Consider the following 26,825-nt stretch of genomic DNA (forward strand, 5'->3'; position numbering starts at 1 on the left):
GCGATGGATGAGCGCGCACAGGGCCGGGGCTGGGTGAGGATCCCGGCCAGCCGTGCGGAGCAGCCCGGCACGACGAGGGCCGCGCCCCCGCAGCCGTACGGGCAGTCCCCGTACGCGCAGTCTCCGTACGGGCAGTCGTCCCGGCAGTCCTCCGGGCAGGACGCGTCTTCGCAGGATCCGTACCCGCACGCTCCGCACGCGCACGGCCGGCACGCGCAGGCCCCGTATCAGCAGGCCCCGTACGACCCCTCGATGATCTACCTCTCCCTCGTCAAGCGCTGGCAGGAGGCCGGACGCACCCTTCCGGGGCATCCTGACGAGGAGTGGGAGCGGCTCATTTCCCAGCCGTGCTGGCCCGGCCGTTAGGTGGTGTGAGTCTCGTGGCAGCGGCGGAGCGAAGCGACAAGAGACCGGACGCCCCAGAGAGCCCGGGTGGAGCCGGGAACGACGGGCGCCCCCTCATCGGCCCGGGCGAGCGGCTCGCGCTCAACGGCATGGGCAGCTTCGAGTGGGACCTCGGCGCGGGGACCATGGACATGGACGAGGCCGGGATGGCGGTCTTCGACCTGGAGGGGGAGGAGTACGACCGCACCCCCGACAGCCTGGGGCTGCGGATCCCGGTCGACGACGCCGCGCGGCTCCGGGACACCGTCCAGGGCGTCCTGGACGGCGGGGAGGAGACGTACGGCCAGTACTTCACGGTGCAGCGGCGCGACGGCCGGGACCAGTGGACGCACACCCAGGGCCGGGTCCTGCGGGACGCGGAGGGGCGCCCGGTGCGCATCGTCGGCATCGTCCGGGACGCGACGGCCGAGCTCGCCCACCTCACGGTGCTGCGCAAGCTGGAGTCGGCGCGCGCCCAGCAGGCGACCATCGTGCAGCGGACCACCGAGGCCCTGTCGCGGGCGGTGACGGTCGATGACGTGACGGCCACGCTGACGGGCGCGGGGGCGCTGGAGCGGCTCGGCGTCGACGGAATGGCGCTCGGGCTGGTCGAGGGTGGCCACATCAAGATCATCGCGCTCAGCGGGGAGTCCCTGGAGATCCTCAGCGAGCGCAAGTTCACCCGGCTGGACGGCTCGCTGCCGCTCTCGCAGGCGGTGCTCAGCCGGAAGGCACGTTTCGTCACCTCGCTGGCGGAGCTGGCGCAAGAGTTCCCGCTGCTCTCCGACTACCTGAACCGCATCCAGTACGACGCGGCCGCCTACCTCCCGCTCATCGCGCAGGCCGAGTCCATCGGCGGACTGGTGCTCTTCTACCGGCGCCGCACCGACTTCAGCCCCGAGGAGCGCAACCTCTGCCTGGGCCTGGCGGGCATCGTCGCCCAGTCGCTCCAGCGGGCGCTCCTCTTCGACCAGGAGCGCGAGTTCGCCACCATGCTGCAGGCCGCCATGCTGCCGCGGCGGATCCCCGAGATCACCGGCGGGGAGATCGCGGTGCGCTACCACTCGGCCTGGAGCGGGCGCGAGGTCGGCGGGGACTGGTACGACGTCATCTCCCTGCCCCGCGACCGCGTCGGCATCGTCGTGGGCGACGTACAGGGCCACGACACCCACGCCGCCGCCATCATGGGCCAGCTCCGCATCGCACTGCGGGCCTACGCGGGCGAGGGCCATCCGCCCTCCACCGTGCTGGCGCGCGCCTCACGCTTCCTGGCCGAGCTGGACACCGAACGGTTCGCGACCTGCATGTACGCGCAGGTCGACCTGGAGACCGGAGGCGTACGAGCGGTCCGCGCGGGCCACCTCGGACCGCTGATCCGGCACACGGACGGGCGAACGGGCTGGCCCAACGTGCGCGGTGGCCTGCCGCTCGGGCTGGCCACCGTCTTCGCGCAGGAGGAGTTCCCCGAGACCCGGCTCGACCTGGTCCCCGGCGAGACCCTCGTGCTGTGCACCGACGGGCTCGTGGAGGAGCCCGGCACCGCCATCACCCAGGGCATGGAGGCCCTCGCCCACGCGGTCCGCAGCGGCCCGCAGGAGGCCGGGGCGCTCGCCGACCACCTCTCGGACCGGCTGTGGGAGCGCTGGGGCTCCGGCGACGACGTGGCCCTGCTGGTCCTGCGCCGGGCCCCCGACCCGGGCACGCACCGGGCACCGCGCATCCACCAGTACGTCCACCAGGCGGACCCGGAGGGGCTCTCGGAGGCCCGCTACGCCCTGCGGCAGGCGCTGCGCGACTGGGGCATGCCGGAGCTCGCCGACGACGTGGAGCTGGCGGCGGGAGAGCTGCTGGTCAACGCCCTGCTGCACACCGACGGCGGAGCGGTGCTGACGATGGAGGTGCTGCCGGAGCCGGTCCGGCGGATCCGGCTGTGGGTCAAGGACCGCTCCAGCGTGTGGCCGCGGCGGCGGACCCCGGGGGAGTCGGCGACCACGGGGCGCGGGCTGCTGCTGGTGGACGCGCTGGCCACGCACTGGGGGGTGGAGTCCCGGGGCGACGGCAAGGCGGTGTGGTGCGAGTTCTCGGCGGCGGGCAGCGCGGCGCGGAGCGCGCCGTGAGGGGGCGGACCGTGAGGGGGCGGACGGTGACCGCGCGGATCGTGACCGCGCGCTCACGTCGAGTTGTGGGGTGGTGGGGGCGGGGCGATGATGCCGCCATGGAACGGTTTCTGTGGAACCTCCCGTGCGCCGGCTGAGCAAGCGCGCGGTGACGGGCGTCCTGGCCCTGCTGCTGTGCGCGGCCGGGGCGGCGACGGCGGTGGACTGGTCGACCGGGCGTCCGGACACGGACCCGGGGTGTCAGACGGTGGCCTTCATGTCGATGACGGGCGAGGCGCCCGCGTGCCGGTGACCGGCCGGTCCCGCTGAGGGGCCGCCCGGCTTGGGCCGGCACGCGGCTGAGGCCGGCACGCGGCTGAGGCCGACACGCGGCTGAGGCCGACACCCGGCTAGGGCCGACGCCCGGGTCCCGGTAGCGGCGGCTACCGGAGGGGCGTACGCGCGCACCGCGGGCGGTTGCTACCGGTGGTCGATCACCCGGACGGGGTGGGCGTCCTGCGCGACCGTGTCGATCGACCGGGGCAGCAGTCCGCCGCCGAAGCGGATCTCCTGGAGCTCGGCCCTGGCCAGCGCCTCGCCGGCGTGCACGGTCGGGGTGAGCCGGAGGGTGCCGTGCGCCGACCAGTCGTGCACCTCGCCGTCGCACTGCGCGTCGCCGCCGCCGATGCTGAGGCGGACGTCCTCCTGCTCGATGGTCGCCTTGATCTGAACCGTTCCCGAGGGTGACGGCTCGGAGCAGTGGTACTCACCGAAAAGGTGGATCGTGCCGTCGGGGGCGATGTGGGCTTCCGACGATACGTAAATGTCACTGCCGTGAATGGTGCTGCCGTTGGACGTGGCATTCGCCGGGGCGGTGAATACCGCCGTGGCGCCCAGTGCGGCGAGTGCGGCCAAGGCCATGCGGGGGCCGGTCGCGGCCATCGTTCCTCCTGTTGGACGAGGGGTGCAGGGGTGAGCGGAATTCCGCCGGAACGCATTGTGCTGGCATATGGAGGTCAATGCGTTCCGCGGACTCGTGTCGGTGTGTGCAATTGCCCGCTCGGGCGCGTGAGACTGACCGGAATACGTCCCCGAAGATCCCCGAAGGGATCCCGCATGCGTCAGCCCGCTCTTGTCACGGCCGCCCTCCTCTCGCTCCTGCTGTTCGGTGCCACGGCCTGCTCCGGCGCCCCCGAAGGGGCCGCGCTCGCCCCGGCCGCGGTGCCCGCCGTGCCGGTCGACGACGGCGCGCCGGGTGTCGGGGACGACCCCGCGGCCGAGCGGGACGGGGTGGCGCGGGCCACTTCGAAGGACGCCCATGTGGGTGACTCCGTACGGGTCAGGGGCCGGGAGGTGGGCCGCCACCTCCAGGTGGTGCTGGGCGCCTACGTCGACCCCGCGGTCAGCGTCGAGAAGAACTTCGCCCCGGCGGCGGGCAAGCGCTGGGTGGCCGCCTCGATGTCGTTCGTCAACGTCGGCGGGGCCTCGTACGGGGCTCTCGGGCGCATGTGGGCGCTCGACGGCGCGGGGCAGCGCCACCCGGTGGTGCCCACGGGGGAGCTCACGACCGGCAAACCACTCGTCTTCGATTCGCTCTCGGTCGGTGAGCGGGCCGAAGGATGGGTGGTGTTCGAAATTCCGGAAAACGCGCGCATCGTGCGTCTCCAGTACCAGGACGCGAACATGGTGGCGAATTCCGGAGGTGGATTCTGGGCCGTCTAGCCCGCCCGGGTGAAACGGCGTCAAAGGGCCGGGTCGGCGACCACTAAGGTGCGGCGCATGACTTCTACCCAGGCCGAACTCGACCGCTCCAAGCTCGGCACCCTTTCGGTGCTCGCGTGGATCGGCGACCCCGAAGAGGCCCACGACATTCCCTATCTCCTCGCCTACATCCTCGGGGACGGTCCCGACGGCCCCGAGGCGAGCGAGGCGGCCGCCCGCGGGCTCCTTGAGGAGATCGGCCTGCCCATCGGCGACGTGGTGATGGACGGAGTCCGCAACCCGTCCTCCTTCCCGGTGCAGATCCTCCTGGAGGGCAACCAGATCGCGCTGACCCTGCCGGGCATGAACGCGAAGTGCATCGCCCCGCCCGAGTGGGTCAAGGCCGCGGCCGACAGCGGGCAGGCGTACTTCCTCTTCGCCACCCGCGCCTGGCCCGAGGCGGTTCCCGGGCAGCCGGTCGAGGCCGAGACGCTGCAGGCGTTCGCGGGTGACACCGAGGTGCTCAACCACAGCGCCCACGCCGTCCTCGCGGTGCGGCGCCTGCAGCGCTAGGCACCCTTCGCCCGCACGGCGTGCGCACGGCGTGCGCCGGCCCCCGCTCCGGCCGCCGGGCTCCCAGCCTGCCCGGTGGCCGGTCCGCCCGTTCCCGGCCGCCCTGCGGGCCTCGCTCAGGGCCTCGCTCGTGCCGCGCTCCGGCCGGCCTACGGCTGTTCGAAGGCGAAGCGCAGCGAGCGGACCCGGTTGTCGAAGCTGGACCCGGCCAGGTCCGGGAGTCCGACCGCGCGCAGTCCCACCGGGCGGGTCAGCAGCTCGCGGAAGAGCGCCTTCATCTCCACCCGGGCCAGGTGCGCGCCCAGGCAGAAGTGCGGTCCGCCGCCGCCGAACCCCAGGTGGGGGTTGGGGGAGCGGGTGATGTCGAAGGCGTCCGGATCGGGGAAGACCTCCTCGTCACGGTTGGCGGAGGCGTAGTACAGAACCACCTTGTCGCCGGGGACGAACGCGTGTCCGCGCAGGGTGTGTTCGGCGGCTACCGTCCTGCGGAACTGGATGATCGGCGTGGAGTGGCGGATCATCTCGTCCACCGCGCCGTCCGCGTGCGTCTCGAAGTCCTCGACCAGCAGGTCGCGTTGGTCCGGGTGGTCGGTCAGCAGGGTCAGGCCGTGGGTGATGGCATTGCGGGTGGTCTCCACCCCGGCCACCATCAACAGGGAGAAGAACGCGCCGAGCTGGCGGGCGCCGAGCGCCTCACCGTCCACGTTCGCGCAGACCAGGGCCGAGATCAGGTCGTCGGTCGGGTTCTCGCGCCGCTCCCGCCCGATCCCCGCCACCATCCGCTGCATGCGGGCCAGGGCCCGCAGTCCGCGCCCGGGCATCCGCAGCCGGGCCGTCAGGCCCCGTTCGACGCCGATGTTCTCGGAGGCGTGGTTGACGCGGTCGGCGATCTCGGCGCGGTAGCGCTCCGGGATGCCCATCATGTTGCAGATGACCTCCAGGGGCAGCTTCGAGGCCACCGCCTCGACGAACTCGTCCGGCCGCCGGTCCAGAACGTCGTCCACGATGCGCGCCGCCACCGCGTGGATGTCCTCCTCGGCGGCCGCCAGCAGCCGGGGGGTGAAGGCCCGCTGCACGATCTTGCGCAGCTGCGCGTGCTCGGCGCCGTCCAGGTTGACCATCGAGTCCCCGAACAGCGCCCGCACCCAGCGGGCCGGCTCGGGCGTCGTCACCCCGGGCGCGCTGGCGAACACCTTGGGCAGCCGGCTCGCCTCCTGGACGTCCGCGTGCCGTACGAGGGCCCAGTGCCCGCTGCCTTCGGGGACGAACACGGGGGAGTCCAGGGCCCGCAGGCGGGCGAAGGCGGCCAGCCGGTGGGCGGGGGGAGCCTGCCAGAAGGCCGGGTCGGCCAATTCCCTGCCGGGGTCTTGGCCGGGGCGTTGTGCGGGGAGAGTCATGGCCTGAAAACGGTGCCGGGGGCGCGGGGGTGACGGGTCCGGCGCGGCGCCGTTGCCGCGGCTCCGCCCCCGGACCCCCGCGCCTCAAACGCCGGCGGGGCTCAAGAGTCGCCTCACACGCCGGCGGGGCTGGATTGGGCGGGATCGGATGGGGCGTGGTTGGCCAGGGTCAGGCCGATCACCACCGTGGCCGTCGCGACCAGGCCCGCGTACAGGACGGCGTAGGTGCCCGTCCACGAACAGGCCAGGACCGCGAGGGCGGCGACCGGCAGGGTCAACTGCTGGGCGAGGCCCCGCTTGAAGTGGCGGGAGTGCAGCAGCCAGACCATCAGCAGGAAGATCGCGGTCGGGACGGTGACGGCCGCGTTCGCGGCGAGCTGCGAGACGTGCGCCTTGCCGACCGCGTGCTCGACCGCGACCTCGATGCCCGCGCCGATCGCCGCGCCCGAGGCGAAGATCAACAGGTGGCCGTACCCCCACGGGATCGCCTCCCGGTTGGAGGTCAGGTGCTCGTGCATCGGCACCGCGAAGTAGATCCACCAGGCCGCGAAGACGATGAGCAGCCCTCCGGCCGCGATCGGCAGCAGCTCGCCCAGGGCCTCGTGCTCGTCGAGCGCCGACTTCACGGCCACCGTGCTCGCCGCGATCGTCTCGCCGAGCACGATGATCGTGAACAGGCCGTAGCGCTCCACGATGTGGTGGGCGTGCCACGGCGTCTGGTGGCCGCGCTCGGCCACCACCGGAACCATCAGCTCCGCCACGACCAGGATCAGGAACAGCCAGCGCTTGGCGCCGTCCGGGACGAACAGCAGGGCCACCCAGCCGGCCTGGCAGAGGACCAGCCCGGCCGCGTACTTCAGGGCCGCCGCGCGCGCCTCGCCACGTTCGCCGGAGGCGGCCCGCAGCCATTGGGCGGTGAGGGCGACGCGCATGATCAGGTAGCCGATGACGGCCACCGTCCAGTCGTTCTGGTCGAACGCCCGGCTCACGCCGGCCGCGTAGACGAGCACACCGGAGATCTGGACGAGCGTCGCGATCCGGTAGGGCACGTCGTCGCAGTCGTAGGCGGAGGCGAACCAGGTGAAGTTCATCCACGCCCACCACACGCCGAAGAACACGAACATGTAGCTGATCACCCCGCTGCCGGGGTGGCCCTCGGCCAGCGCGTGCACGAGCTGGGCGCCCGCCTGCGCGATGGCGACGACGAAGCACAGGTCGAAGAACAGCTCCAGCGGGGTCGAGGCGCGGTGGCCCTCGTCCCGGCTGCGAGCGGTCATGGGTACGTAAGCCAGAGCCATACCGCCCAGGACAGCAGCCCTACGGGGTTCAGCAGGCGAGGCGCGCGGCCCTCAGGGCCCGTGTGCCCCGGGCGGACTCGTACCGGCCCAGGACGAGCCGGGCCAGCCGCGGGTGGTCGGCCAGCGGCTCCGAGACCGTCCAGGCGGCCGAGGCGTTCAGGGCGCGCGTGAAGCGGCCCGGGGCCAGCAGGTGCGTCGCCACCGCGATCCGGCGGTACCCGGCGGCATGGAAGGAGTCCAGGGCTTCGGCGACGGTCGGCCCGGCGGAGGTGAGGTAGGCGGGGACCGCGGGGACGGGGGCGGCGCCGTCGTCGTACTCCAGCAGGGCGGACAGCTGGGCCGCGCAGGCCTCCGTACCGGCATTGCCGCCGGGGCGGGAGGAGCCGGCGCCGGCCACCACCACCGCGTCGGCCCGGGTGTACGGGCCGCGGCGGCGCTCGGCCTCGCGCAGGCGGCCGTGCAGGGCGCGGGCGATGTCGCGCTCGCCGCTGAGGCCCTCGGTGAGCACGCAGCCGGTGCCCTCCAGGACGGCGGGTATGTCGACGCGGCGGTGGAAACCGTCGCCGAGCAGCAGGGGGACGACCACGGCGGACGGATGCTCCCGTACGACCTCGGCGAGCGAGGGGCGCTGCACGTCGAGGTGCCCGACCAGCGCGTGCACCCCGCTGATGGCCTCGACGGCGGCGACGAGCCGGTCGATGGTCGCGGCGGCCTCCGGAACCGCGCTGCCGTGGACGGCGATGACGAGCATGTGGTCTGCCTCCCTGATCCGGCCCCGGGTCCCCCCTCCCAGGCTAGGCGCGGCGCGGGCCCGGGGGAGCCTGGCCAAGGGCCCGCGCGAGGGGCCGGAGGTCCTGTGCGGAACGGGCCGTTTCCCCGTCCCCAGGGGTCCTTTTCGGGCGTTCGGGGCCGCGGTGCGGACCTACCGTCGAAAGGTCGGAACGCATGCACGCGCGACGTCTCGGCCCGGCCGCCTTGGCCTCCCCGGGACCGCGCGGCACAGGGACACACGGAGTGAGATCCATGGGGCAGACGCTGGTTGTCATCGGCCACGGCATGGTGGGGCACCGCCTGCTGGAGGCGCTCGCCGAGCGTGACGCGCTCGCCGACCCGACCCGCCCCGAACGCGGCGGCTGGCAGGTCACCGTCCTCGCGGAGGAGCAGCGCCCGGCCTACGACCGCGTGCACCTGTCCGCGGCCTTCACCGGCTCCACCGGCGAGGAGCTGTCCCTGGTGGCGCCCGGCTTCCTGGAGAAGTACGGCATAGACCTGCGCCTCGGCGACCCGGCGGAGCTGATCGACACCACGGCCCGTACGGTCACCGCCCGCTCCGGCGACGTGCTCGGCTACGACGCGCTCGTGCTGGCGACCGGCTCCTACCCCTTCGTGCCGCCGATCGACGGCGCCGACGCGGAGGGCTGCTTCACCTACCGCACGCTCGACGACGTCGAGGCCCTGACCGCGTACGCCGCGGCCGCCGACGTCCGGACCGGTGTGGTCATCGGCGGCGGGCTCCTCGGCCTGGAGGCGGCGGGCGCGCTGCGCACGCTCGGACTGGTCACGCACGTCGTGGAGTTCGCGCCCCGGCTGATGCCGCTGCAGGTGGACGACGGCGGAGCGGCCGCCCTGCGGGCCACCATCGAGTCCATGGGCGTCGCCGTGCACACGGGCGTCGGCGCGGCCGGCGTGCAGATCCACCCCGACGGGCGGGCGCAGGCGCTGCGGCTGACCAGCGGCGAGGAGATCGGCTCCGACGTCGTGGTCTTCTCGGCCGGTGTGCGGCCGCGCGACCGCCTGGCCCGTGAGTGCGGGCTCGCCGTGGGCGACCGCGGCGGGGTCGTCGTGGACGGCCACTGCCGCACCAGCGACCCGTACGTCTATGCGATCGGCGAGTGCGCGCAGACCGTCGACGGCAAGGTCTACGGGCTGGTCGCGCCCGGCTACCAGATGGCCGAGACCGTCGCCGAGGCCCTCGCGGGCGCCGGCGAGCTGACCTTCACCGGGGCCGACACCTCCACCAAGCTCAAGCTGATGGGCGCCGACGTGGCCTCCTTCGGCGACCCCTTCGCCCCCGAGGGCCGTGACGGGGCCGTCTCGGTGGTCTTCTCCGACGCCCGCGAGGGCGTCTACAAGAAGCTGCTGCTGGGCCCCGACGGCGCGCTGCTCGGCGGCATCCTGGTCGGCGACGCGGAGGCGTACGGCTCGCTGAAGCCGCACGCGGGCCGGCAGCTGCCGGCCCCGCCGGAGGCCTTCATCCTGCCGTCGAGCGAGGGCGTGGCGCTGCCCGGCGCGGACGCGCTGCCCGACGACGCCGTGGTGTGCAGCTGCCACAACATCACCAAGGGCCGTGTGCGCGAGGCGGTGGTCGCGGAGTCCCTCACCGACATCGGCGGCATCAAGAAGTGCACCAAGGCCGGCACGGGCTGCGGCGGCTGCATCGGCACGCTTCAGGCGGTCCTGGACGCCGAACTGGCCGCGGCGGGCATCGAGAAGGCACGGGGCCTGTGCGAGCACTTCACCCTGACCCGGGCCGAGATCTACGAGAAGATCCGCACCGAGCGCATCCGCAGCTTCAGCGAACTGCTGGAGTCCCACGGCGAGGGCGGCGAGGGCTGCGCCGTCTGCAAGCCGGTCGTCGCGAACGTCCTGGGCACCCTCGCCCCCGACCTCGGCATCGGACACATCCTGGCGGGCGAGCAGGCGGCCCTGCAGGACTCCAACGACCTCTTCCTCGCCAACCTCCAGAAGGACGGCACCTACTCGGTCATCCCGCGCGTCGCCGGCGGCGAGATCACGGCCGAGCAGGTCATCGCCCTCGGCGAGGTGGCCAGGGACTACGGCCTCTACACGAAGATCACCGGAGCCCAGCGCATCGGCCTCTTCGGGGTCCGCAAGGAGCAGCTGCCCGACATCTGGCGGCGGCTCGGCGGCGCCGGATTCGAGTCCGGGCAGGCGTACGGGAAGTCCCTGCGCGCGGTGAAGTCGTGCGTGGGAGCCCGCTTCTGCCGCTTCGGGCAGGGCGACTCCATCCAGCTGGCGATCGACCTGGAGCTGCGCTACCGGGGTCTGCGCACCCCGCACAAGTTCAAGGGCGGCGTCTCGGGCTGCCTGCGCGAGTGCGCGGAGGCGCGGGGCAAGGACATCGGCGTCATCGCCACCGCCAACGGCTGGAACCTGTACGTCAGCGGCAACGGCGGTGCGACCCCGCGCCACGCCGACCTGCTGGCCTCGGACCTGAACACCGCCGAACTCTTCGCGCTGATCGACCGGTTCCTCATGTACTACATCCGCACGGGCGAGCGCCTGGAGCGGACGGCGGCCTGGCTGGAGCGGCTCGGCGGCAGCACCGCGGGCCTGGACCACCTGAAGGCCGTCCTGATCGAGGACTCGCTCGGAATCTGCGCGGAACTGGAGGCACAGATGGAGCGCCACGTGTCGGCGTACGAGGACGAGTGGTCCGCGGTCCTGGAGGACCCGGCGGCGCTGGAGCGCTTCGGGACCGTGGACTTCGGTGCGGCCGAAGGCGCCGAAGGCGCGGCGCAGGCGCTGGAGCCGGGCCGCGGGCGGACCGCGGTGCTGCCGGACGGCACCGAGGCCGCGGTCTTCAAGGACCGCGCGGGCGAGGTCTACACGGTCGGCAACAGGGACCCCTTCTCGGGAGCCGACGTCATCGCCAACGGCATCATGGGCTCGCGCGACGGGGTGCCCGTCGTGGCCTCGCCGATGCACAAGCAGGTCTTCGACCTGCGGACCGGCATCTGTCTGGACGACCCCGAGGTGTCCCTGCCGCTGGTGGAGCTCAAGCCCTAAGGCTCTGCGACCGCCGTACCGACGCACTGTGGGCGATGGGACCTTGTCCCGTCGCCCACGCGACGTTCTCCCCTGATGCCGGGCGCCCCTGTAGACGGACCCTAAGAAGGTCAGGGCATTCAGCTTCATTTTTCTCAACCCCTCCGAACGTTCAGACCCCTTTAAACCTTCAGACCCCTTCAACCTTCAGACCCCTCCAAACCTTCAGGACATGTCATGAGTTCCGCCAAGCAGGACGCGCGCGCGGCGACCGCCCGAGTGCAGGCGCCCGATCCGGCGCAGTACCGCCCCGGTCGCACGATCACGGAGTGGACGCCGGAGGACCCGTCCTTCTGGCAGACCACGGGCAAGAAGGTCGCCACCCGCAACCTGTGGATCGCGGTACCGGCCCTGCTGGTGGCCTTCGTGGTCTGGCAGGTCTGGAGCATCACGGCGACCAACCTCAAGGACGTGGGCTTCGGCTTCTCCCAGTCCCAGCTGTTCTGGCTGACCGCCGTTCCCGGCATCACGGGCGGCACCGCCCGCATCCTGTACACCTTCATCGGCCCGATGATCGGCCAGCGCCGCTTCACCGCGGTCTCCACCGTCGTGCTGATCGTGCCGCTGCTGTGGCTGGGCTTCGCGGTGCAGGACCCCACCACCTCCTACACCACGCTGGTCGCCATCGCCGCGCTCTGCGGCATCGGCGGCGCCAACTTCTCCTCCTCCCTGGCCAACATCGGCTTCTTCTACCCGAAGCAGGAGAAGGGCAACGCGACCGGAATCAACGGCGGCCTGGGCAACCTGGGCGTCTCCGTGGTCCAGCTGCTCACCCCGATCCTGATCACCACCTCGGTCCTGGCGATCGGCTCGGGCCAGAAGAAGTCGGACGGCTCGGAGATCTACCTCCAGAACGCCGCGTTCGTCTGGGTGCCGGTCCTGATCGTCCTCGCGGCCGTCGCCTGGTTCGGCCAGAACGACCTGAAGGTGGCCTCCACCCCCTTCAGCCAGCAGAAGATCATCTTCAAGCGCAAGCACAACTGGCTGATGACCTGGCTCTACGTCGGCACCTTCGGCTCCTTCATCGGTTTCGCGGCGGCGCTCCCGCTGCTCATCAAGACGACCTTCCCGGCGTACTCCGTGGCCACCTACGCCTGGATGGGCCCGGCGCTCGGCGCGCTGGCCCGCTGGGCCGGCGGCTGGATCGCCGACAAGTTCGGCGGCGCACGGGTGACGATCCTGTCCTTCGTGGGCATGGGCGCGTCGATCATCGGCGTGATCACCTTCCTGCCGGCCGGCTCCGACACCGGCTCCTTCTACGGGTTCTTCTTCTGCTTCCTGTCGGCGTTCTTCTTCTCGGGCATCGGCAACGGCTCGACCTTCCGTCAGATCCCGGTCATCTTCCGCGGCCAGCACCTCGCGGGCCTGACGGAGGGCACCCCGCAGTACGCGAAGGCGCTCAAGCAGGCCGAGATCGAGTCGGGCGCGGTGACCGGATTCACCGCGGCCATCGCCGCCTACGGCTTCTTCTTCATCCCGGCGATGTTCGCCAACTTCGCCGTGACCAGCGCGATGTGGGGCTTCGTCGGCTTCTACGCCAGCTGTGTCGTCGTGGCCTGGTGGTTCTACGCCCGCAAGGGCGCGGAGGCGCCCAGCTAACCGGGAGCCCCCGGCTGGTCGGCCCGGGTGCGGGGTCGCTGCGCGAGCGGCGCCCGGCGCCCGGGCTTCCTGGGGCTCCGCCCCGGACCCCGCTCCTCAAACTCCCCCAGCTGCCGCTGGGAGGGGCCCCCGGGAGGGGCTGAATTCGGGCTGATGCCCGCTCGCCAAGTGCGACTGGATCGGCTGTACAGACTTGAAAGGCCACGCAGTGCTCGGCATGTTCCTGCAGTTGGCCGTCATGGTGGCGGCCATCGCTCTCGGGTCCCGCAAGGGCGGGGTGGCCATGGGGCTCTGGGGAGCCGTCGGGGTCTTCGTGCTCGCGACGTTCTTCGGGGTCACCCCCGCCGACACCTCCGGCATCGTCGACGTCATGCTGATCATCCTCGCGGTGATCATGGCCGCCGCCGCGATGGAGGCGGCCGGCGGCATCGACTACCTCGTCGGACTGGCCGAGAGGGCGATCCGCCGCAAGCCCAGCCGGGTGGTCTACGTGGCTCCCCTCGTGTCCTGGGCCTTCACCCTGGGCGCCGGCACCGCCCACGTCTTCTACCCCCTGCTCCCCGTGATCCACGACGTGGCCCGCGAAGGCGGCGTCCGGCCGGAGCGGCCCATCGCGGTCGCCTCCATCGCGGCCACCTTCGGTATCACCGCCTCGCCCGTCTCCGCGGCCATGGCCGCCATGATCGTGATGTTCGACGGGGACGGCTGGAACCTGCCCCGGATCATGGCCGTCGCCGTGCCGTCCACGCTGCTCGGCGTGCTCGTCGCGGCCACCGTGCAGTCCCGGATCGGCAAGGAGCTCGGGCAGGACGCCGAGTACCTGCGCCGGCTGGCCGCCGGTGAGATCGAGGCTCCGGCCCCGGCCGAAGCCGCCCCGCCGCTGCGGCCGCGGGCGCGCTGGTCCGCGTACCTCTTCCTCGGCGGGACCGTCGCCGTCGTCCTCAGCGGACTCTTCCCGGCCCTGCGCCCCGAGACGGCCGAGGGGCCGCTCTCGATGCCCGCCACCATCGAGATCCTGATGATGGCCGTGGCCGCGCTGATCCTGCTGCTGTGCAAGGTCGACGCCAAGCGGATACCCGGCACGGACGTGGCCAAGTCCGGGCTCGTCGCCGTCATCGGGGTCTTCGGGCTGTCGTGGCTGGGGCTGTCCTTCATCGGCGCCAACGAGACCCGGATCACCGGTGCGCTCGGCGGGGTCGCACAGGACCACCCGTGGTTCTTCACGATCATGCTGTTGCTCCTCTCCGCGCTGCTGTTCAGCCAGGCCACGACCACCAAGGCGCTGATGCCCCTCGGGCTCGCCCTCGGTATCCCGGCCCCCCTCCTCATCGCGATGTGGCCCGCCGTGAACGGCTATTTCCTGCTCCCCACCTACGGCACCTTCATCGCGGCGATCAACTTCGACAGGACCGGCACCACCCGCGTCGGCCGCTTCGTCGTCAACCACTCCTTCATGCTGCCCGGCCTGATCACCACGTGCGTCGCGGTATCCACAGGCTTCGCTCTGGTTCAGATTGTCTGACCGGTCCAGCCCCTTTCGGGCTGCTCCGGCAGACCTCTCACAGAATCTTGTGAAAGTTTTCACAAGCGCACGAGGGACCTTTGACCTGCTCAAAGTGCCAGGTCAGGCGGGATGGGAGACCCTTGGGGTCGGGGATCAGGGGACTTTCGGGCCCCAGCTAGGGACCAACGCGGCGCCAAATGATCGATCAAAAGGCGTGCAATGGATACAAGCAATGAGGCGACTCGGAAGGTGCGGGCGATGACTGCCACCCCTGCGGAAACCACGAAGAACGGCGAGGCCTGGAACGGCTTCAAGGGCGGTCTGTGGCGCGACGCCATCGACGTCCGCGACTTCATCCAGCAGAACTACACGCCGTACGAGGGTGACGACACCTTCCTCGCCGGCCCCACCGAGCGCACCACCGCCGTGTGGAAGGCGATCACGGACAAGTTCCCGGAGGAGCGCGAGAAGGGCGTCTACGACGTCGCGTACGACATCCCGTCGTCGATCACCGCGCACGCCCCCGGTTACATCGACCGCGACAAGGACCTGATCGTCGGCCTCCAGACGGACGCCCCGCTCAAGCGCGCGATCATGCCCTACGGCGGCTGGCGCATGGTCGCGGGCGCCCTGGAGACCTACGGCTACCCGGTCTCCGACGACCTGGAGAAGGTCTTCACGGAGTACCGCAAGACCCACAACGCCGGTGTCTTCGACGCGTACACCCCCGACATCCGCGCCGCCCGCAAGGCCGGCATCGTGACCGGCCTGCCGGACGCGTACGGCCGCGGCCGCATCATCGGCGACTACCGCCGCGTGTCGCTCTACGGTGTCGACCGCCTCATCGCCGTCAAGAAGGAGGAGAAGGAGGAGATCAACTCCCTCCCCGCGGGCAACCGCTCGCTGGAGGAGACGATCCGCCTGCGCGAGGAGCTCTCCGAGCAGATCCGCGCCCTCGCCGAGCTCAAGGCGATGGCCGCCTCCTACGGGTGCGACATCTCCGGCCCGGCCACCACCGGCCGCGAGGCCATCCAGTGGCTGTACTTCGCGTACCTGGCCGCCGTGAAGGAGCAGAACGGCGCGGCCATGTCGCTCGGCCGCACCTCCACCTTCATCGACGTCTACCTCCAGCGCGACATCGAGGCCGGCATCCTCACCGAGGAGCAGGCCCAGGAGCTGGTCGACGACTTCATCATCAAGCTCCGCATCGTCCGCTTCCTGCGCACCCCGGAGTACGACGAGCTCTTCTCCGGCGACCCCACCTGGGTCACCGAGTCGATCGCCGGCATGGGCGAGGACGGCCGTCCGCTGGTCACCAAGACCTCGTTCCGCTACCTCCACACCCTCTACAACCTCGGCCCGGCCCCCGAGCCGAACATGACCGTCTTCTGGTCGCCCCAGCTCCCGCAGGGCTTCAAGGAGTTCTGCGCCCGGGTCTCGATCGACACCTCCTCGGTGCAGTACGAGTCCGACGAGCTGATGCGCCCGCGCTTCGGCGACGACACCGCCATCGCCTGCTGCGTCTCGGCCATGCCGGTCGGCAAGCAGATGCAGTTCTTCGGCGCCCGCGTGAACCTCGCCAAGACCCTGCTCTACGCGATCAACGGCGGCCGCGACGAGAAGTCCGGAGCCCAGGTCGGCCCGTCCACCGGCGCCCTCACCTCCGAGGTGCTGGACTACGACCAGGTCATGGCCAAGTTCGACGAGCAGATGGAGTGGCTCGCCGACACCTACGTCCACGCCCTGAACGTCATCCACTACATGCACGACAAGTACGCCTACGAGCGCATCGAGATGGCGCTCCACGACCGCGACGTGCGCCGCACCATGGCCTGCGGCATCGCCGGCCTCTCGGTCGCCGCCGACTCGCTGGCCGCCATCAAGTACGCCAAGGTCACCGCCGTGCGCGACGAGACCGGCCTCGCCACCGACTACACCATCGAGGGCGACTACCCGGCCTACGGCAACAACGACGACCGCGTCGACTCGATCGCCGTCTGGCTGGTCGAGGAGTTCATGAAGAAGATCCGCAAGCACCCGACGTACCGCGGAGCCGAGCACACCCAGTCGGTGCTGACCATCACCTCGAACGTGGTCTACGGCAAGAAGACCGGCAACACGCCGGACGGACGCCGCGCCGGCGAGCCCTTCTCCCCGGGCGCCAACCCGATGAACGGCCGCGACACCCACGGCTACGTCACCTCGGCGCTGTCGGTCGCGAAGCTCCCGTACGAGGACGCCGAGGACGGCATCTCGCTGACCAACACCGTCACCCCCGACGGCCTGGGCCGCACCCCCGAGGAGCGGATCAAGAACCTGGCGGGCGTCCTCGACGGCTACATGGCGGTCGACGGCTTCCACATGAACGTGAACGTGCTCAACCGCGACACGCTCATGGACGCCATGGAGCACCCGGAGAACTACCCGCAGCTCACCATCCGCGTCAGCGGATACGCGGTGAACTTCGTCCGCCTCACGCGCGCTCAGCAGCTCGACGTGCTGAACCGCACCTTCCACGGCTCTCTCTGATCCTTTAGAGAGACCCACGAGCACGCGCGGCCCGGGGCCGGCCGTCACCCGGCCCCGGGACCGCGCGTCACCAGATCAGCCCACGGAATCTGGAAGCTGGAGCACCTGCCATGACCGTCCTCTTCGGTACGAGCCTCCCCGTCGGCCACGCCAACGCGATCAGCGTGAGCGCCGGCCAGACGCCCGCCGCCGCGGCGACCCAGCGGCCGAGCGAGGGCACGGTGCACTCCTGGGACCTGTCCACCGGGGTCGACGGCCCCGGGACCCGGTTCGTGACCTTCCTGTCCGGCTGCCCGCTGACCTGCCTGTACTGCCACAACCCCGACACCATGCGGATGCGCAACGGCAAGCGCACCTCGGCCGACGACGTCATCGCCGAGGCCCGCAAGTACACCAAGTTCATCGCCGCCTCCGGGGGCGGCGCCACCATCTCCGGCGGCGAACCGCTGCTCCAGCCCGTCTTCGCCGGCGAACTGCTGCACCGGATGAAGAACGACCTCGGACTGCACACCGCGCTGGACACCTCCGGCTTCCTCGGGACCCGCGCCACCGACGCGCTCCTGCGCGACGTGGACCTGGTCCTGCTCGACATCAAGTCCTGGGACCGTGAGACGTACAAGAAGGTGACCGGCCGCCCGCTGGAGCCCACCCTCGACTTCGCCCGCCGCCTCGCCGACCTCGGCAAGGAGGTGCACCTGCGGTTCGTGCTGGTGCCGGGACTGACCGACGCCCGGGAGAACATCGAGGGCGTCGCCGCCTTCGCCGGGACCCTCGGCAACATCTCGCGGGTCGACGTACTGCCCTTCCACAAGCTCGGCGAGAGCAAGTGGGAGGCGCTCGACATGAAGTTCACCCTCCACGACACGCCGTCGCCGACCGCGGGACAGGTAGCCGAGGCGAAGGCGATATTCGCCGCGCAGGGACTGAACGCGGTCTGAGGGCGGAAACCCGCGCGCGGGCCCGCCCGAGCCCTCACCCGAACGGCGCACCGGTAAGCTCCGTATAACGGGCCAAAACGGTACAGACCACCTAGCGTGGTGCTGTGTCCGAGCCCTCAGATGTCATCGACGCCGCGCCGCCCCCACCGGTGCCCGAGACCCCGCCGCCGGCCGGGCGGTCCGTCACCGCACGGGCCACCCTGGCCGGCACCGTCGTCTCGCTCCTGCTCATCGTCGCGATCGTGCTCGGCAGCAGGCTGCTGCGGGACTTCGACTCGGCCCTGCTTCCCTACGCCGTCGCCACCGTCTTCCTGGCCTTCGGCGTGGCCTACCGGTACACCGTGTGGGTCTCGGCCCCCGGCGCGCGCCGCCTGTTCAAAAAGGGCTTCGGCAGCTTCTTCTCGGCAGAGAACTTCCGCAAGGCGCCCACCGCCGTGCCGAAGATGATCGCCACCTACCTCGGCTTCCAGAAGTTCCTCGGCGCCCGCTCGCGCCCCCGCTGGATCGCCCACCAGCTGATGTTCTGGGGCTGCCTGCTCGCCGCGGCGATCACCTTCCCGCTCACCTGGGGCTGGTTCACCTTCACCGGCGACAGCGCGACGGGCCCCGGGTACGAGATGCGGATCTGGGGCATCAAGGTCCTCGGATTCAACTCCCTGAACATCCTGGGCTGGCTGATGTTCCACGGCCTGGACATCGCCGCCGTCCTCGTCATCCCCGGAGCCTCGTACTTCCTGTACCGGCGGATGAAGGACCGCGGTGCCATGACCGGCCAGCGCTTCGCCTACGACCTGCTGCCGCTGATCTGCCTGATCGTCATCTCCGTGACCGGTCTGCTGCTGACCTTCTCCTCGATCTTCCTGCACGGCGGCGGATACGAGTTCCTCGCGATCCTGCACATGGTGTCGGTGGTGTTCACCCTCATCTACATCCCGTTCGGGAAGTTCTTCCACATCGTCCAGCGCCCGGCCGCCGTCGGCATGCAGCTCTTCAAGTACACGGCCCGCCAGGACGAGCAGGTCTTCCTCTGCAAGCGCTGCGAGGAGCCCATCGACACCACCCCGTACGTCGAGAACCTGCGGGGCACCATGCAGGACCTCAACCTCGACTTCAACGCCTTCGTCGAATACTGCCCGCGCTGCAAGCGGGTCCTGCGCGGCAACGCCTACCTGACCCAGGTCAAGAAGGGTTTCAAGTGACCGCGACCGACCCCGCCAAGGCCGCGTCCCGGCCCGTACGCGTCTCCATCGACCCCTCCATCGCGCCGCCCGGCACCCGCAACTTCCGCGACGCCGGAGGCATCCCCGCCGACCAGTGGCACGCCGACCAGAACGGCGAGACCCTCGTCCCCACCCACTGCTGCTTCTGCGGGGTGCAGTGCGGGATGTACCTGCGCGTGGACAAGGGCGGCAAGGTCTTCGGCGTCGAGCCCCGCAACCACGACATCAACCGGATGCGGCTGTGCCCCAAGGGCATCAACGCCTACCAGCAGGTGAACCACCCGGACCGGCTGACCGCCCCGCTGATGCGGCGCTCCCGGGACGAGGAGTTCAAGGAGTGCTCCTGGGACGAGGCCCTGGACTTCACCGTCTCCGAGATCCGGCGCATCCAGGAGGCCCACGGCAACGACGCCTTCGGGCTGCTCGGCGGGGCCAGCCTGTTCTCCGAGAAGACCTACCTGGTCGGCAAGTTCGCCCGGGTCGCGCTGAAGACCAAGCACGTCGACTACAACGGCCGCCTGTGCATGGTCAGCGCCGCCGGAGCCAACAAGCTCGCCTTCGGCATCGACCGGGCCGGCAACCCCTTCTCCGACATCCTCCTCACGGACTGCCTGCTCATCGCCGGGTCGAACGTGGGGGAGTGCTTCCCCGTGATGACCCAGTACCTGTGGGGTGCGCGGGACCGCGGCGCCTCGCTGATCGTGATCGACCCGCGCGAGACGGCCATCGCCCGCACCGCCGACATCCACGTCGCGCTCAAGCCCGGCACCGACTCGGCCTTCTTCAACGCCGTCCTGAACGTGGTCATCGCCGAAGGCCTCACCGACGAGGCCTACATCGCCGCGAACACCACCGGCTGGGAAGAGGTCAAGAAGACCGTCGCCGAGTACCCGCCGTCCCGGTCCGCGGAGATCTGCGGGGTACCGGCCTCGCAGATCGTCCAGGTGGCACGCGTCTTCGCCGGCGCGGACAAGGCCATGGCCTGGCACGCCCGAGGCATCGAGCACCACTCCCAGGGCGTCGAGAACTGCCTGTCCGTCATCAACCTGTGCGTGGCCACCGGCCACATCGGCAAGCCCGGCGCCGGCTACGGCACCATCACCGGCCAGGGCAACGGCCAGGGCGGCCGCGAGCACGGCCAGAAGTCCGACCTGCTGCCCGGCGGCCGCTCCATCACCAACCCGGAGCACCGCAAGCAGATCTGCCAGATCTGGGGCATCGAGGAGTCCGAACTCCCCGGCGCCGGCACCTCCATGATGGAGATGGTCTGGCAGATGCAGCGGGGGGAGATCCGCGGCCTCATCGGCATCTGCAACAACCCCTTCGTCTCCCTCCCCAACTACGCGGTGGTCAAGGACGGCTACGACACCGCCGAGTTCCACGCGCAGTTCGACTTCTTCCTCTCCGAGACCGCGGCCAACGCCCACGTGGTCTTCCCCGTCACCACCTGGGCCGAGGACGAGGGCGTGATGGCCAACGCCGAGGCCCGCGTGGTCAAGCACAACAAGGCCCAGGAGCCCCCCGCCGGAGTGCGCACCGACACCTGGGTCATCTGCGAACTCGCCCGGCGGCTCGGCGCCGGGAAGCACTTCGACTTCCCCGGCTCCCGCGAGGTGTTCGAGGAGCTGCGCGTCGCCTCCGCCGGGACGGTCAACGACTACTACGGCATCACCTACGACCGCCTCGACGAGACCGGCGGGATCGTCTGGCCCTGCCCCTCCACCGAGCACCCGGGCACCCCCCGGCTGTTCGAGGACGGCCGGACCTACCACCCCGACGGCAAGATCCACATGCAGGTCGTGGAATGGCATCCGCCCATGGACGCCTACACCGAGGAGTACCCCCTCTCCCTCACCACCGGCCGCACCGTCGCGCACTTCCTCTCCGGCAACCAGACCCGCCGCCTCGGCGCCCTCGTCGAGCAGACCCCCCGCCCCTGGGTGGAGGTCCACCCCTCGCACGGCTTCCGCAACGGCGAACCGGTCCGGGTCGTCACCCGGCGCGGCAGCGAGGTGTTCCCGGCCCTGGTCACCGAGGCGATCCGCCCCGACACCGTCTTCATCCCGTACCACTGGCCCGTCCCGACGGCCGCGAACGCCCTGACCATCGACGCCCTCGACCCCCGCTCGAAGATCCCCGAGTACAAGGTCTGCGCCGCCCGGATCGAGGCCGCCGAGCGGGTCGACGAGGTGCCCGCGCCGCCCACCCCGCCGGGCCGCGAGGCCTATCCGGAGGCCCAGGTCTCCCGCACCGACCCCCTGCCCCCCACGTCCCCGCAGGGCCGTGGCACGGCGGAGAGGAGCTGACCCGCCATGATGGGCCGCACGATCTTCATCGACCCGGGTCGCTGCATCGGCTGCCAGGCGTGCGTATCGGCCTGCCGTGAGTGCGATTCGCACCGCGGCAAATCGATGATCCACCTGGACTACACCGAACCCGGCATGTCCGTCGCCTCCCTCCCCAGCGTCTGCATGCACTGCGAGGACCCGGTCGCACCCTGCGCCGAGGTCTGTCCCGCCGACGCGATCCTGGTGACCGCCGACGGGGTGGTCCAGCAAGCCGACACCACCCGCTGCATCGGCTGCTCCAACTGCGTCAACGCCTGCCCCTTCGGCATCCCGAAGATCGACCTCCAGGCGAAGCTGCAGATGAAGTGCAACCTCTGCTACGACCGCACCGCCTACGGCCTCGCCCCGATGTGCGCGACCGTCTGCCCGACCGGGGCCCTCTTCTACGGAACCCTCGAAGAGCTCCAGGCGGAGCGCCCCGGCGTCCAGGTGGCCGACTCCTTCGTCTTCGGCGACGTCGTCGTCCAGACCGGTGTGGCCATGGTCGTCCCCGCCGACAAGGTCCAGTGGCCCGTCCCCGGCGGCCTCCCCGTCGTCGAGATCAACGGAAGGGACGTGCGATGAGCGTCACCGAGCAGCCCCCTCCGCACCCAGGTCCGGCTCCCGACGGCGGAGCGGCCGCCGACGCGGCGATCGAGCAGCTGCGCGACCGGATCAGTGCCGACTCCCTCACCACCCGCCGGGACTACCTGCGGATCGTCGCCACCGTCTCCGGAGGCCTGGCCATCGGCGGTGTCGGCGTCGCCGCCGGCATCCTGCACCGGCACGGCGACAACGAGGGCCTGCCCGACCCGAAGAAGGTCGCCGACCGGCTGGCACCCGGAGAGTCCGTGGCCTTCCGGTTCCCCGGCGAGGACGACCGGGCCCTGGCGGTGCGCCTCGGGGACGGCTCCCTCGTGGGCTACTCCGCCGTCTGCACCCACCTGGCCTGCGGCGTGCTGTGGCGCAAGGACCGCGGCCCCGACGGGGAGCTGTACTGCCCCTGCCACGAGGGTGTCTTCGACGCCCGCACCGGCGAGGTGACGGCCGGTCCGCCGCCGCGCCCGCTGCCGAGGATCTACCTGACCGAGCAGGCCGACGGCAGCGTATGGGCCGTCGCCACCGCCCGGTCGGGCGAGCCGGCCAAGGACGCGCTCTGCCGGCAGTTCGGCGACTCCCACCCCGTGGAGTCCGCCCGTCTGGGCTGCCCCGGCTCGGCCAGGGCCGGCTCCAGCGAGAGGAGGCCGACATGAGCGAGACACCGCTGCCGCCCCGCCCGGAGTACCACCCGGGCAGTGCCCAGCCGAGGCTCAACCGCCCGGTGCAGGAGAGGTACCCGCAGATCCGCTCCACCAGCGGGTACGGGGACCCCCGGATCCGGAGCACGGGCCCCGGCCCGGGAGCCGGCACCGAGCAGGAGCCCGAACGCTCCTCACGGCTCAACGCGCGCCTCGCCCTGGCCCTCACGGTCGTGATCGGGCAGCTCTGGGCACTCACCGTGACCGTCAACGAGTGGATGAAGGGAAACACCGGCACGGCCTGGTGGGGAGCGGGATTCCTGATCCTGTCCTTCCTCGTCGTGATCGGACTGTGGCTCCTCGACCCGAAGGACCGATGACCATGTCGATACCCACGCCGACTCCGTCGGCACCGCGCAGCCACCGTGCGGAGAGCTACAAGCCCGGGGCCACCATCGCCGACTGGCGGCCGGAGGACGAGGGCTTCTGGCAGTCCAAAGGCCACCGGGTCGCCCAGCGCAACCTCTGGGTCTCGATCCCGGCCCTGATGCTCGGCTTCGTGGTCTGGCAGGTCTGGTCGGTGACCGTGGTCCGGCTGAACGACGTCGGCTTCGGCTTCTCGAAGTCGCAGCTGTTCTGGCTGACCGCCATCCCCGGCATCACCGGCGGCACCTTCCGGATCCTCTACACCTTCATCGGGCCGATGTTCGGCGAGCGGAAGTTCACCGCCTTCAGCACGATCATCCTGATCGCGCCGATGCTGTGGCTGGGCTTCGCGCTCCAGGACACCGGTACGCCGTACTGGGAGCTGGCCCTGATCGCGGCCGTGTGCGGCATCGGCGGCGCGAACTTCGCCTCCTCGATGGCGAACATCGGCTTCTTCTTCCCCAAGCGGGAGAAGGGCAGCGCCAACGGCCTCAACGGCGGCCTCGGCAACCTCGGCGTGAGCGTGGTCCAGCTGGTCGCCCCGCTGGTCGTCACCGCGGCCGTCCTGGGCGCCCCGGCCGGCGGACCCCAGCACGACGCGAAGAAGAACACCGACGTCTGGCTGCAGAACGGCGCCTTCCTGTGGGTGCCGTTGCTGGTCATCATGGCGCTCGCCGCCTGGTTCCTGATGAACGACCTCAAGGTGGCCGCGGCCCCCTTCAGCCAGCAGAAGATCATCTTCAAGCGCAAGCACAACTGGCTGATGACCTGGCTCTACGTCGGGACCTTCGGGTCCTTCATCGGCTTCGCGGCCGCCCTGCCGCTGCTGATCAAGAACAACTTCGAGGGGCAGGGCTACCAAGCCACCACCTACGCCTGGATCGGCCCGTTCATCGGGGCCCTCACGCGCTGGGGCGGCGGCTGGCTCTCGGACAAGATCGGCGGAGCCAGGGTCACCATCCTGTCCTTCATCGGCATGGCGGCGGCCCTCGTCGTGGTGATCTTCGCGCTGCCGTCCGGTGGCCAGGAGGGCGACTTCTGGCCCTTCTACATCGGCTTCCTGGTGGCCTTCGCCTTCTCCGGCCTGGGCAACGGCTCGACCTTCCGGCAGATCCCGGTGATCTTCCGGGACCACCACATGAAGCAGGCCGAGGGCAAGGGCCCCGAGGCGCAGGCCGCGGCGCTCAAGCAGTCGGAGATGGAGTCGGGTGCCGTCACCGGCTTCTCCTCGGCCATCGCGGCCTACGGCTTCTTCTTCATCCCCGCGATGTTCGCGGCCATGGCCGTCACCAACGCACTGTGGATCTTCATCGGCTTCTATGCCACGTGCCTGGTGGTGTGCTGGTGGTTCTACGCCCGCAAGGGCGCCGAGGCTCCCAGCTGAGCGGGGCCGGCGGCGGGGGCGGCCGTACCCTGGAGGCATGAGCGACGCCCCCGCCACCGACCCGCACGCACCGAAGACCGACCCGGAATCCCGGCCGAAGGCCCGGCCGAAGCCGCGGCTGGACTTCGGGGACCCGCTGGACCAGCAGTCCTCGGACGATACCGACCGGGGCTGGGGCGAGCGGCCGCCCGCCGGCGGAAGCGCGGCCGACCTGGCCCGCTTCCTCGACGAGAAGCCTCCGCACCACGTCTGATCGCAGGGCCCGCCTAGAGCCGGGGGCTCGGAGCGTCGGAGTGGACGTTCCCGCCACCCGCGCCGCGCTGGGCGATCAGCTCGTCGCGGATCTCCTTGAGGACCACCAGCTCGGTGATCTCCATGGTCTCCTGGACGCCTTCCTTCGCCTTGCGGCGCTGCTCCACCTTGGCGAGGTACTTCGCCATCGGCAGGACCATGAGGAAGTAGACGACCGCGGCGGTGATCAGGAAGGTCAGCGCAGCGTTGAGCACCGAGCCCCAGAGGAGCTCCACGCCCGTCGGCTTGCCGTCCGCGCCGATCCCGCAGGGGTCCTTGATGCAGCTCTTGTAGGCGTCCAGACTCTGCGTGCCGACGAGGCCGATCACCGGGCTGATCAGGCCCTTCACGACGGAGTTCACGATGTTCGTGAACGCGGCACCGATGACCACGGCGACCGCCAGGTCGACCACGTTGCCGCGCATCAGGAAGGCCTTGAAGCCTGCCAGGATGCTCTCCTTCTTCTTCTCGCTCACCACTGAGCCTTTCTTCGCATCTGCCGAACATGGAGCCAACGGTTCCGAAAGCTACGGCAGTTTGGGCCCGGGGTGTCCAATCGACCCCCACCTCACGGTGACTTGACCGCACGTTCGTGCGATTCAACACAACGTCACCGCCAGCCGGGACACGGTCCCCGCTCCCACGAGAGCCCGCGCGGTGTCCCGGGGAACGGACAGCACCACCAGCGCCCCGCCGTCCCCAACGCCCTGCTCCGGAGCGGGCACTTCGGTGACCCTGGCCCCCGCCGCCACCACCCGGGGCGGCCCGCCGAGCTCCGCCGCGACCACGTCCACCCGGTCCCCGGGCCGCAGCAGCCGTACGGTCGCCGCGTCCGCGATGCGCACCGGCGCAGACACCAGCCGCACCGCGGCCGGAGGGGGCTGCGCCGCGGGCGGTGGGGAGCCCCGCGAGGCACGCGCCTCGGTGCCGCCCACGGCCAGCACGGCCGCCACGACGGCCAGCCCGGCCGCGGCCCCGCGCCGCCGGCGCCGCACCGCCCTGCGCAGCCGGTCCCCGGCCCGCCCCACGCGGAGCGGGGCGAAGAGGGGAACGGAGCGCGCCGGAGGACACGTCGCGGAAGGGGAGGAGCGGGGGAGGGGAGAGGTGCGTACGGGGGTGTGGACGTGGGGCGAGGAGAAGGAAGGGACGCGGGAGTGAGCGGTCATGAGGGCCACCACCAGACGGAACGAGATCCGATGCCCGGACCCAGCGCCCGGACACCCCACACGATCCGCCGCCCCGCCGGATCCCGCTCGGACCTGTGGACCGTCCCCAGCTTGTGGATATCTCCCTCACCCGCAGGAGTTACAAGGGCCGCCCGGCCCCGATCCGCCGCAGTGCCGCCACCGGATCCGCCGCCCGGGTGACCGACCGCCCCACCACGACGTGCGAGGCCCCGGCGGCGAAGGCGGCCCACGGGGTGTCGGAGCGGGCGTGCCCGCCGGTCTGCACACCCGCCTGCGCACCCGTCCCGGCGCCCGCCTCTCCGCCCGGCAGCGTCACCCCCGGCAGCGTCACCCCCGGCGTGACGATCAGCCGGTCCGGCCCCAGCAGCTTCCGCAGCGGGCCGGCCTCCCGGGGCGATCCGACGACCCCGTCGCATCCGGCCTCCGCCGCCAGCCGGGCCAGCCGCAGCACCTGCTCGTCGGTGCCCGCGTCGATCCCGATGTCGGCGAGGTCGCTCCCGGTCATGCTCGTGACCACCGTCAGCGCGAGCACCCGTAGCCCGGGGAACTCCCGGGCGGCATCCACGGCGGCCGTCATGATGCCCGTACCGCCCATGGAGTGCACGGTCACCATGGACGCGCCGAGTGCTCCCGCAGCGCGGACGGCGCCGGCCACGGAGTTCGGGATCTCGAAGAGCTTCAGGTCGAGGAAGACCTCGTGGCCCTGGTCGACGAGCCCGCGCACGAGGTCCGGCCCGGCGGTGGTCAGGAGCTCGAGGCCCACCTTGTAGAAGCCGCAGGCGCCCCCGAGGCGTGCCACGAGGGCCTCGGCGGCCCGCCGGTCGTCGAAGTCGAGGGCGACGATCACCTGTCCGCTGTCCATGGCCCCCATGATCGGGCTCAGC

24 protein-coding genes are annotated in these 26,825 nt (G+C 71.1%); 17 read left to right on the top strand and 7 right to left on the bottom strand.

Annotation, left to right across the window (positions count from 1 at the left end):
• The first annotated feature begins 3 nt into the window (after positions 1 to 3).
• From OG898_RS15655 to OG898_RS15665, 3 genes are all read left to right on the top strand, one after another.
• Positions 4 to 366, top strand: coding sequence for a hypothetical protein (locus OG898_RS15655; RefSeq protein WP_266957501.1), 363 nt, complete (start codon positions 4 to 6; stop codon positions 364 to 366).
• Positions 367 to 461: 95 nt separating this feature from the next.
• Positions 462 to 2,501 carry a SpoIIE family protein phosphatase gene (locus tag OG898_RS15660; protein ID WP_250737805.1) on the top strand — a complete coding sequence of 680 codons (2,040 nt, stop codon included), beginning with the start codon at positions 462 to 464 and terminating at the stop codon, positions 2,499 to 2,501.
• Between the two features lie 124 nt (positions 2,502 to 2,625).
• Positions 2,626 to 2,793 (top strand): hypothetical protein, encoded by a 168-nt coding sequence (locus OG898_RS15665; RefSeq protein ID WP_250737611.1) that lies wholly within the window; start codon positions 2,626 to 2,628, stop codon positions 2,791 to 2,793.
• A gap of 167 nt (positions 2,794 to 2,960) precedes the next feature.
• On the opposite strand, the gene OG898_RS15670 is transcribed toward OG898_RS15665, so the two are convergent.
• A complete protein-coding gene (locus tag OG898_RS15670; RefSeq protein ID WP_250737609.1) occupies positions 2,961 to 3,422 on the bottom strand; it encodes a DUF6299 family protein in 462 nt (153 codons plus the stop codon).
• A gap of 174 nt (positions 3,423 to 3,596) precedes the next feature.
• On the opposite strand from OG898_RS15670, the gene OG898_RS15675 reads away from it, so the two are divergent.
• Both OG898_RS15675 and OG898_RS15680 read left to right on the top strand, forming a co-directional pair.
• Positions 3,597 to 4,202 carry a DUF4352 domain-containing protein gene (locus OG898_RS15675; protein ID WP_266957504.1) on the top strand — a complete coding sequence of 202 codons (606 nt, stop codon included), beginning with the start codon at positions 3,597 to 3,599 and terminating at the stop codon, positions 4,200 to 4,202.
• 57 nt (positions 4,203 to 4,259) lie between these two features.
• Complete coding sequence (locus OG898_RS15680; protein ID WP_250737605.1) at positions 4,260 to 4,754, top strand: DUF5949 family protein; 495 nt, start codon at positions 4,260 to 4,262, stop codon at positions 4,752 to 4,754.
• A gap of 149 nt (positions 4,755 to 4,903) precedes the next feature.
• On the opposite strand, the gene OG898_RS15685 is transcribed toward OG898_RS15680, so the two are convergent.
• The 3 genes from OG898_RS15685 to OG898_RS15695 form a co-directional block, all read right to left on the bottom strand.
• Positions 4,904 to 6,151 (bottom strand): cytochrome P450, encoded by a 1,248-nt coding sequence (locus OG898_RS15685; protein ID WP_250737603.1) that lies wholly within the window; start codon positions 6,149 to 6,151, stop codon positions 4,904 to 4,906.
• A 113-nt stretch (positions 6,152 to 6,264) separates the two neighbouring features.
• Positions 6,265 to 7,449 carry a low temperature requirement protein A gene (locus OG898_RS15690; protein ID WP_250737595.1) on the bottom strand — a complete coding sequence of 395 codons (1,185 nt, stop codon included), beginning with the start codon at positions 7,447 to 7,449 and terminating at the stop codon, positions 6,265 to 6,267.
• A 28-nt stretch (positions 7,450 to 7,477) separates the two neighbouring features.
• Positions 7,478 to 8,200 (bottom strand): sirohydrochlorin chelatase, encoded by a 723-nt coding sequence (locus tag OG898_RS15695; protein WP_250737593.1) that lies wholly within the window; start codon positions 8,198 to 8,200, stop codon positions 7,478 to 7,480.
• Positions 8,201 to 8,472: 272 nt separating this feature from the next.
• Between OG898_RS15695 and nirB the strand changes: the two genes are divergently transcribed.
• The 12 genes from nirB (at position 8,473) to OG898_RS15755 (ending at position 24,716) form a co-directional block, all read left to right on the top strand.
• On the top strand, positions 8,473 to 11,259 hold the full coding sequence (gene nirB, locus OG898_RS15700; protein WP_266957508.1) for a nitrite reductase large subunit NirB: 2,787 nt from the start codon (positions 8,473 to 8,475) through the stop codon (positions 11,257 to 11,259).
• Positions 11,260 to 11,475: 216 nt separating this feature from the next.
• The gene (locus tag OG898_RS15705) at positions 11,476 to 12,897 is read left to right on the top strand and encodes a NarK family nitrate/nitrite MFS transporter (protein WP_250737587.1); all 1,422 of its coding nucleotides are present in this window, start codon (positions 11,476 to 11,478) and stop codon (positions 12,895 to 12,897) included.
• A gap of 193 nt (positions 12,898 to 13,090) precedes the next feature.
• Positions 13,091 to 14,419, top strand: a complete 1,329-nt coding sequence (locus OG898_RS15710; protein ID WP_266957511.1) for an anaerobic C4-dicarboxylate transporter family protein — start codon at positions 13,091 to 13,093, stop codon at positions 14,417 to 14,419.
• A 240-nt stretch (positions 14,420 to 14,659) separates the two neighbouring features.
• Positions 14,660 to 16,930, top strand: coding sequence for a formate C-acetyltransferase (pflB, locus tag OG898_RS15715; RefSeq protein ID WP_250737575.1), 2,271 nt, complete (start codon positions 14,660 to 14,662; stop codon positions 16,928 to 16,930).
• Between the two features lie 110 nt (positions 16,931 to 17,040).
• Positions 17,041 to 17,868, top strand: a complete 828-nt coding sequence (gene pflA / locus OG898_RS15720) for a pyruvate formate-lyase-activating protein (protein WP_250737574.1) — start codon at positions 17,041 to 17,043, stop codon at positions 17,866 to 17,868.
• A 104-nt stretch (positions 17,869 to 17,972) separates the two neighbouring features.
• Positions 17,973 to 19,067 (top strand): MFS transporter, encoded by a 1,095-nt coding sequence (locus OG898_RS15725; RefSeq protein WP_250737572.1) that lies wholly within the window; start codon positions 17,973 to 17,975, stop codon positions 19,065 to 19,067.
• Positions 19,064 to 21,394 carry a molybdopterin oxidoreductase family protein gene (locus tag OG898_RS15730; protein WP_250737570.1) on the top strand — a complete coding sequence of 777 codons (2,331 nt, stop codon included), beginning with the start codon at positions 19,064 to 19,066 and terminating at the stop codon, positions 21,392 to 21,394. The genes OG898_RS15725 and OG898_RS15730 overlap by 4 nt, the downstream gene beginning before the upstream one ends.
• Before the next feature lie 6 nt (positions 21,395 to 21,400).
• Entirely contained in the window at positions 21,401 to 22,000 is a 600-nt protein-coding gene (locus tag OG898_RS15735; protein WP_243335392.1) for a 4Fe-4S dicluster domain-containing protein, read from the top strand.
• On the top strand, positions 21,997 to 22,668 hold the full coding sequence (locus tag OG898_RS15740) for a ubiquinol-cytochrome c reductase iron-sulfur subunit (RefSeq protein ID WP_250737568.1): 672 nt from the start codon (positions 21,997 to 21,999) through the stop codon (positions 22,666 to 22,668). Before OG898_RS15735 ends, OG898_RS15740 begins: the two co-directional genes overlap by 4 nt.
• Positions 22,665 to 23,033: a DUF6755 family protein gene (locus tag OG898_RS15745; protein ID WP_250737566.1), complete on the top strand. Its 369-nt coding sequence runs from the start codon at positions 22,665 to 22,667 to the stop codon at positions 23,031 to 23,033. The genes OG898_RS15740 and OG898_RS15745 overlap by 4 nt, the downstream gene beginning before the upstream one ends.
• Before the next feature lie 2 nt (positions 23,034 to 23,035).
• Positions 23,036 to 24,463 (top strand): NarK family nitrate/nitrite MFS transporter, encoded by a 1,428-nt coding sequence (locus OG898_RS15750; protein ID WP_250737564.1) that lies wholly within the window; start codon positions 23,036 to 23,038, stop codon positions 24,461 to 24,463.
• A gap of 37 nt (positions 24,464 to 24,500) precedes the next feature.
• Positions 24,501 to 24,716 (top strand): hypothetical protein, encoded by a 216-nt coding sequence (locus OG898_RS15755; protein WP_250737561.1) that lies wholly within the window; start codon positions 24,501 to 24,503, stop codon positions 24,714 to 24,716.
• Positions 24,717 to 24,729: 13 nt separating this feature from the next.
• Here the strand turns inward: OG898_RS15755 and mscL are convergent, their stop codons facing one another.
• From mscL to pyrF, 3 genes are all read right to left on the bottom strand, one after another.
• Complete coding sequence (gene mscL, locus OG898_RS15760) at positions 24,730 to 25,233, bottom strand: large conductance mechanosensitive channel protein MscL (RefSeq protein ID WP_250737558.1); 504 nt, start codon at positions 25,231 to 25,233, stop codon at positions 24,730 to 24,732.
• A 120-nt stretch (positions 25,234 to 25,353) separates the two neighbouring features.
• A complete protein-coding gene (locus OG898_RS15765) occupies positions 25,354 to 25,920 on the bottom strand; it encodes a hypothetical protein (protein WP_266957516.1) in 567 nt (188 codons plus the stop codon).
• 139 nt (positions 25,921 to 26,059) lie between these two features.
• On the bottom strand, positions 26,060 to 26,803 hold the full coding sequence (pyrF, locus tag OG898_RS15770) for an orotidine-5'-phosphate decarboxylase (protein ID WP_266957518.1): 744 nt from the start codon (positions 26,801 to 26,803) through the stop codon (positions 26,060 to 26,062).
• Positions 26,804 to 26,825 lie beyond the last annotated feature (22 nt).

The sequence above is a fragment of the Streptomyces sp. NBC_00193 genome (genome assembly GCF_026342735.1).
Classification (GTDB): Bacteria; Actinomycetota; Actinomycetes; order Streptomycetales; family Streptomycetaceae; genus Streptomyces; species Streptomyces stoeckheimensis.

What these genes read in the sequence shown, in the direction of transcription:
- pflA (WP_250737574.1), top strand. Translation starts at nt 17,041, where the DNA reads ATGACCGTCCTCTTCGGTACGAGCCTCCCCGTCGGCCACGCCAACGCG.
- OG898_RS15755 (WP_250737561.1), top strand. Translation starts at nt 24,501, where the DNA reads ATGAGCGACGCCCCCGCCACCGACCCGCACGCACCGAAGACCGACCCG.
- OG898_RS15735 (WP_243335392.1), top strand. Translation starts at nt 21,401, where the DNA reads ATGATGGGCCGCACGATCTTCATCGACCCGGGTCGCTGCATCGGCTGC.
- OG898_RS15740 (WP_250737568.1), top strand. Translation starts at nt 21,997, where the DNA reads ATGAGCGTCACCGAGCAGCCCCCTCCGCACCCAGGTCCGGCTCCCGAC.
- OG898_RS15705 (WP_250737587.1), top strand. Translation starts at nt 11,476, where the DNA reads ATGAGTTCCGCCAAGCAGGACGCGCGCGCGGCGACCGCCCGAGTGCAG.
- OG898_RS15750 (WP_250737564.1), top strand. Translation starts at nt 23,036, where the DNA reads ATGTCGATACCCACGCCGACTCCGTCGGCACCGCGCAGCCACCGTGCG.
- OG898_RS15765 (WP_266957516.1), bottom strand. Translation starts at nt 25,920, where the DNA reads ATGACCGCTCACTCCCGCGTCCCTTCCTTCTCCTCGCCCCACGTCCAC.
- OG898_RS15695 (WP_250737593.1), bottom strand. Translation starts at nt 8,200, where the DNA reads ATGCTCGTCATCGCCGTCCACGGCAGCGCGGTTCCGGAGGCCGCCGCG.
- nirB (WP_266957508.1), top strand. Translation starts at nt 8,473, where the DNA reads ATGGGGCAGACGCTGGTTGTCATCGGCCACGGCATGGTGGGGCACCGC.
- OG898_RS15655 (WP_266957501.1), top strand. Translation starts at nt 4, where the DNA reads ATGGATGAGCGCGCACAGGGCCGGGGCTGGGTGAGGATCCCGGCCAGC.
- OG898_RS15675 (WP_266957504.1), top strand. Translation starts at nt 3,597, where the DNA reads ATGCGTCAGCCCGCTCTTGTCACGGCCGCCCTCCTCTCGCTCCTGCTG.
- OG898_RS15680 (WP_250737605.1), top strand. Translation starts at nt 4,260, where the DNA reads ATGACTTCTACCCAGGCCGAACTCGACCGCTCCAAGCTCGGCACCCTT.
- pflB (WP_250737575.1), top strand. Translation starts at nt 14,660, where the DNA reads ATGACTGCCACCCCTGCGGAAACCACGAAGAACGGCGAGGCCTGGAAC.
- OG898_RS15690 (WP_250737595.1), bottom strand. Translation starts at nt 7,449, where the DNA reads ATGGCTCTGGCTTACGTACCCATGACCGCTCGCAGCCGGGACGAGGGC.
- OG898_RS15745 (WP_250737566.1), top strand. Translation starts at nt 22,665, where the DNA reads ATGAGCGAGACACCGCTGCCGCCCCGCCCGGAGTACCACCCGGGCAGT.
- pyrF (WP_266957518.1), bottom strand. Translation starts at nt 26,803, where the DNA reads ATGGACAGCGGACAGGTGATCGTCGCCCTCGACTTCGACGACCGGCGG.
- OG898_RS15685 (WP_250737603.1), bottom strand. Translation starts at nt 6,151, where the DNA reads ATGACTCTCCCCGCACAACGCCCCGGCCAAGACCCCGGCAGGGAATTG.
- OG898_RS15670 (WP_250737609.1), bottom strand. Translation starts at nt 3,422, where the DNA reads ATGGCCGCGACCGGCCCCCGCATGGCCTTGGCCGCACTCGCCGCACTG.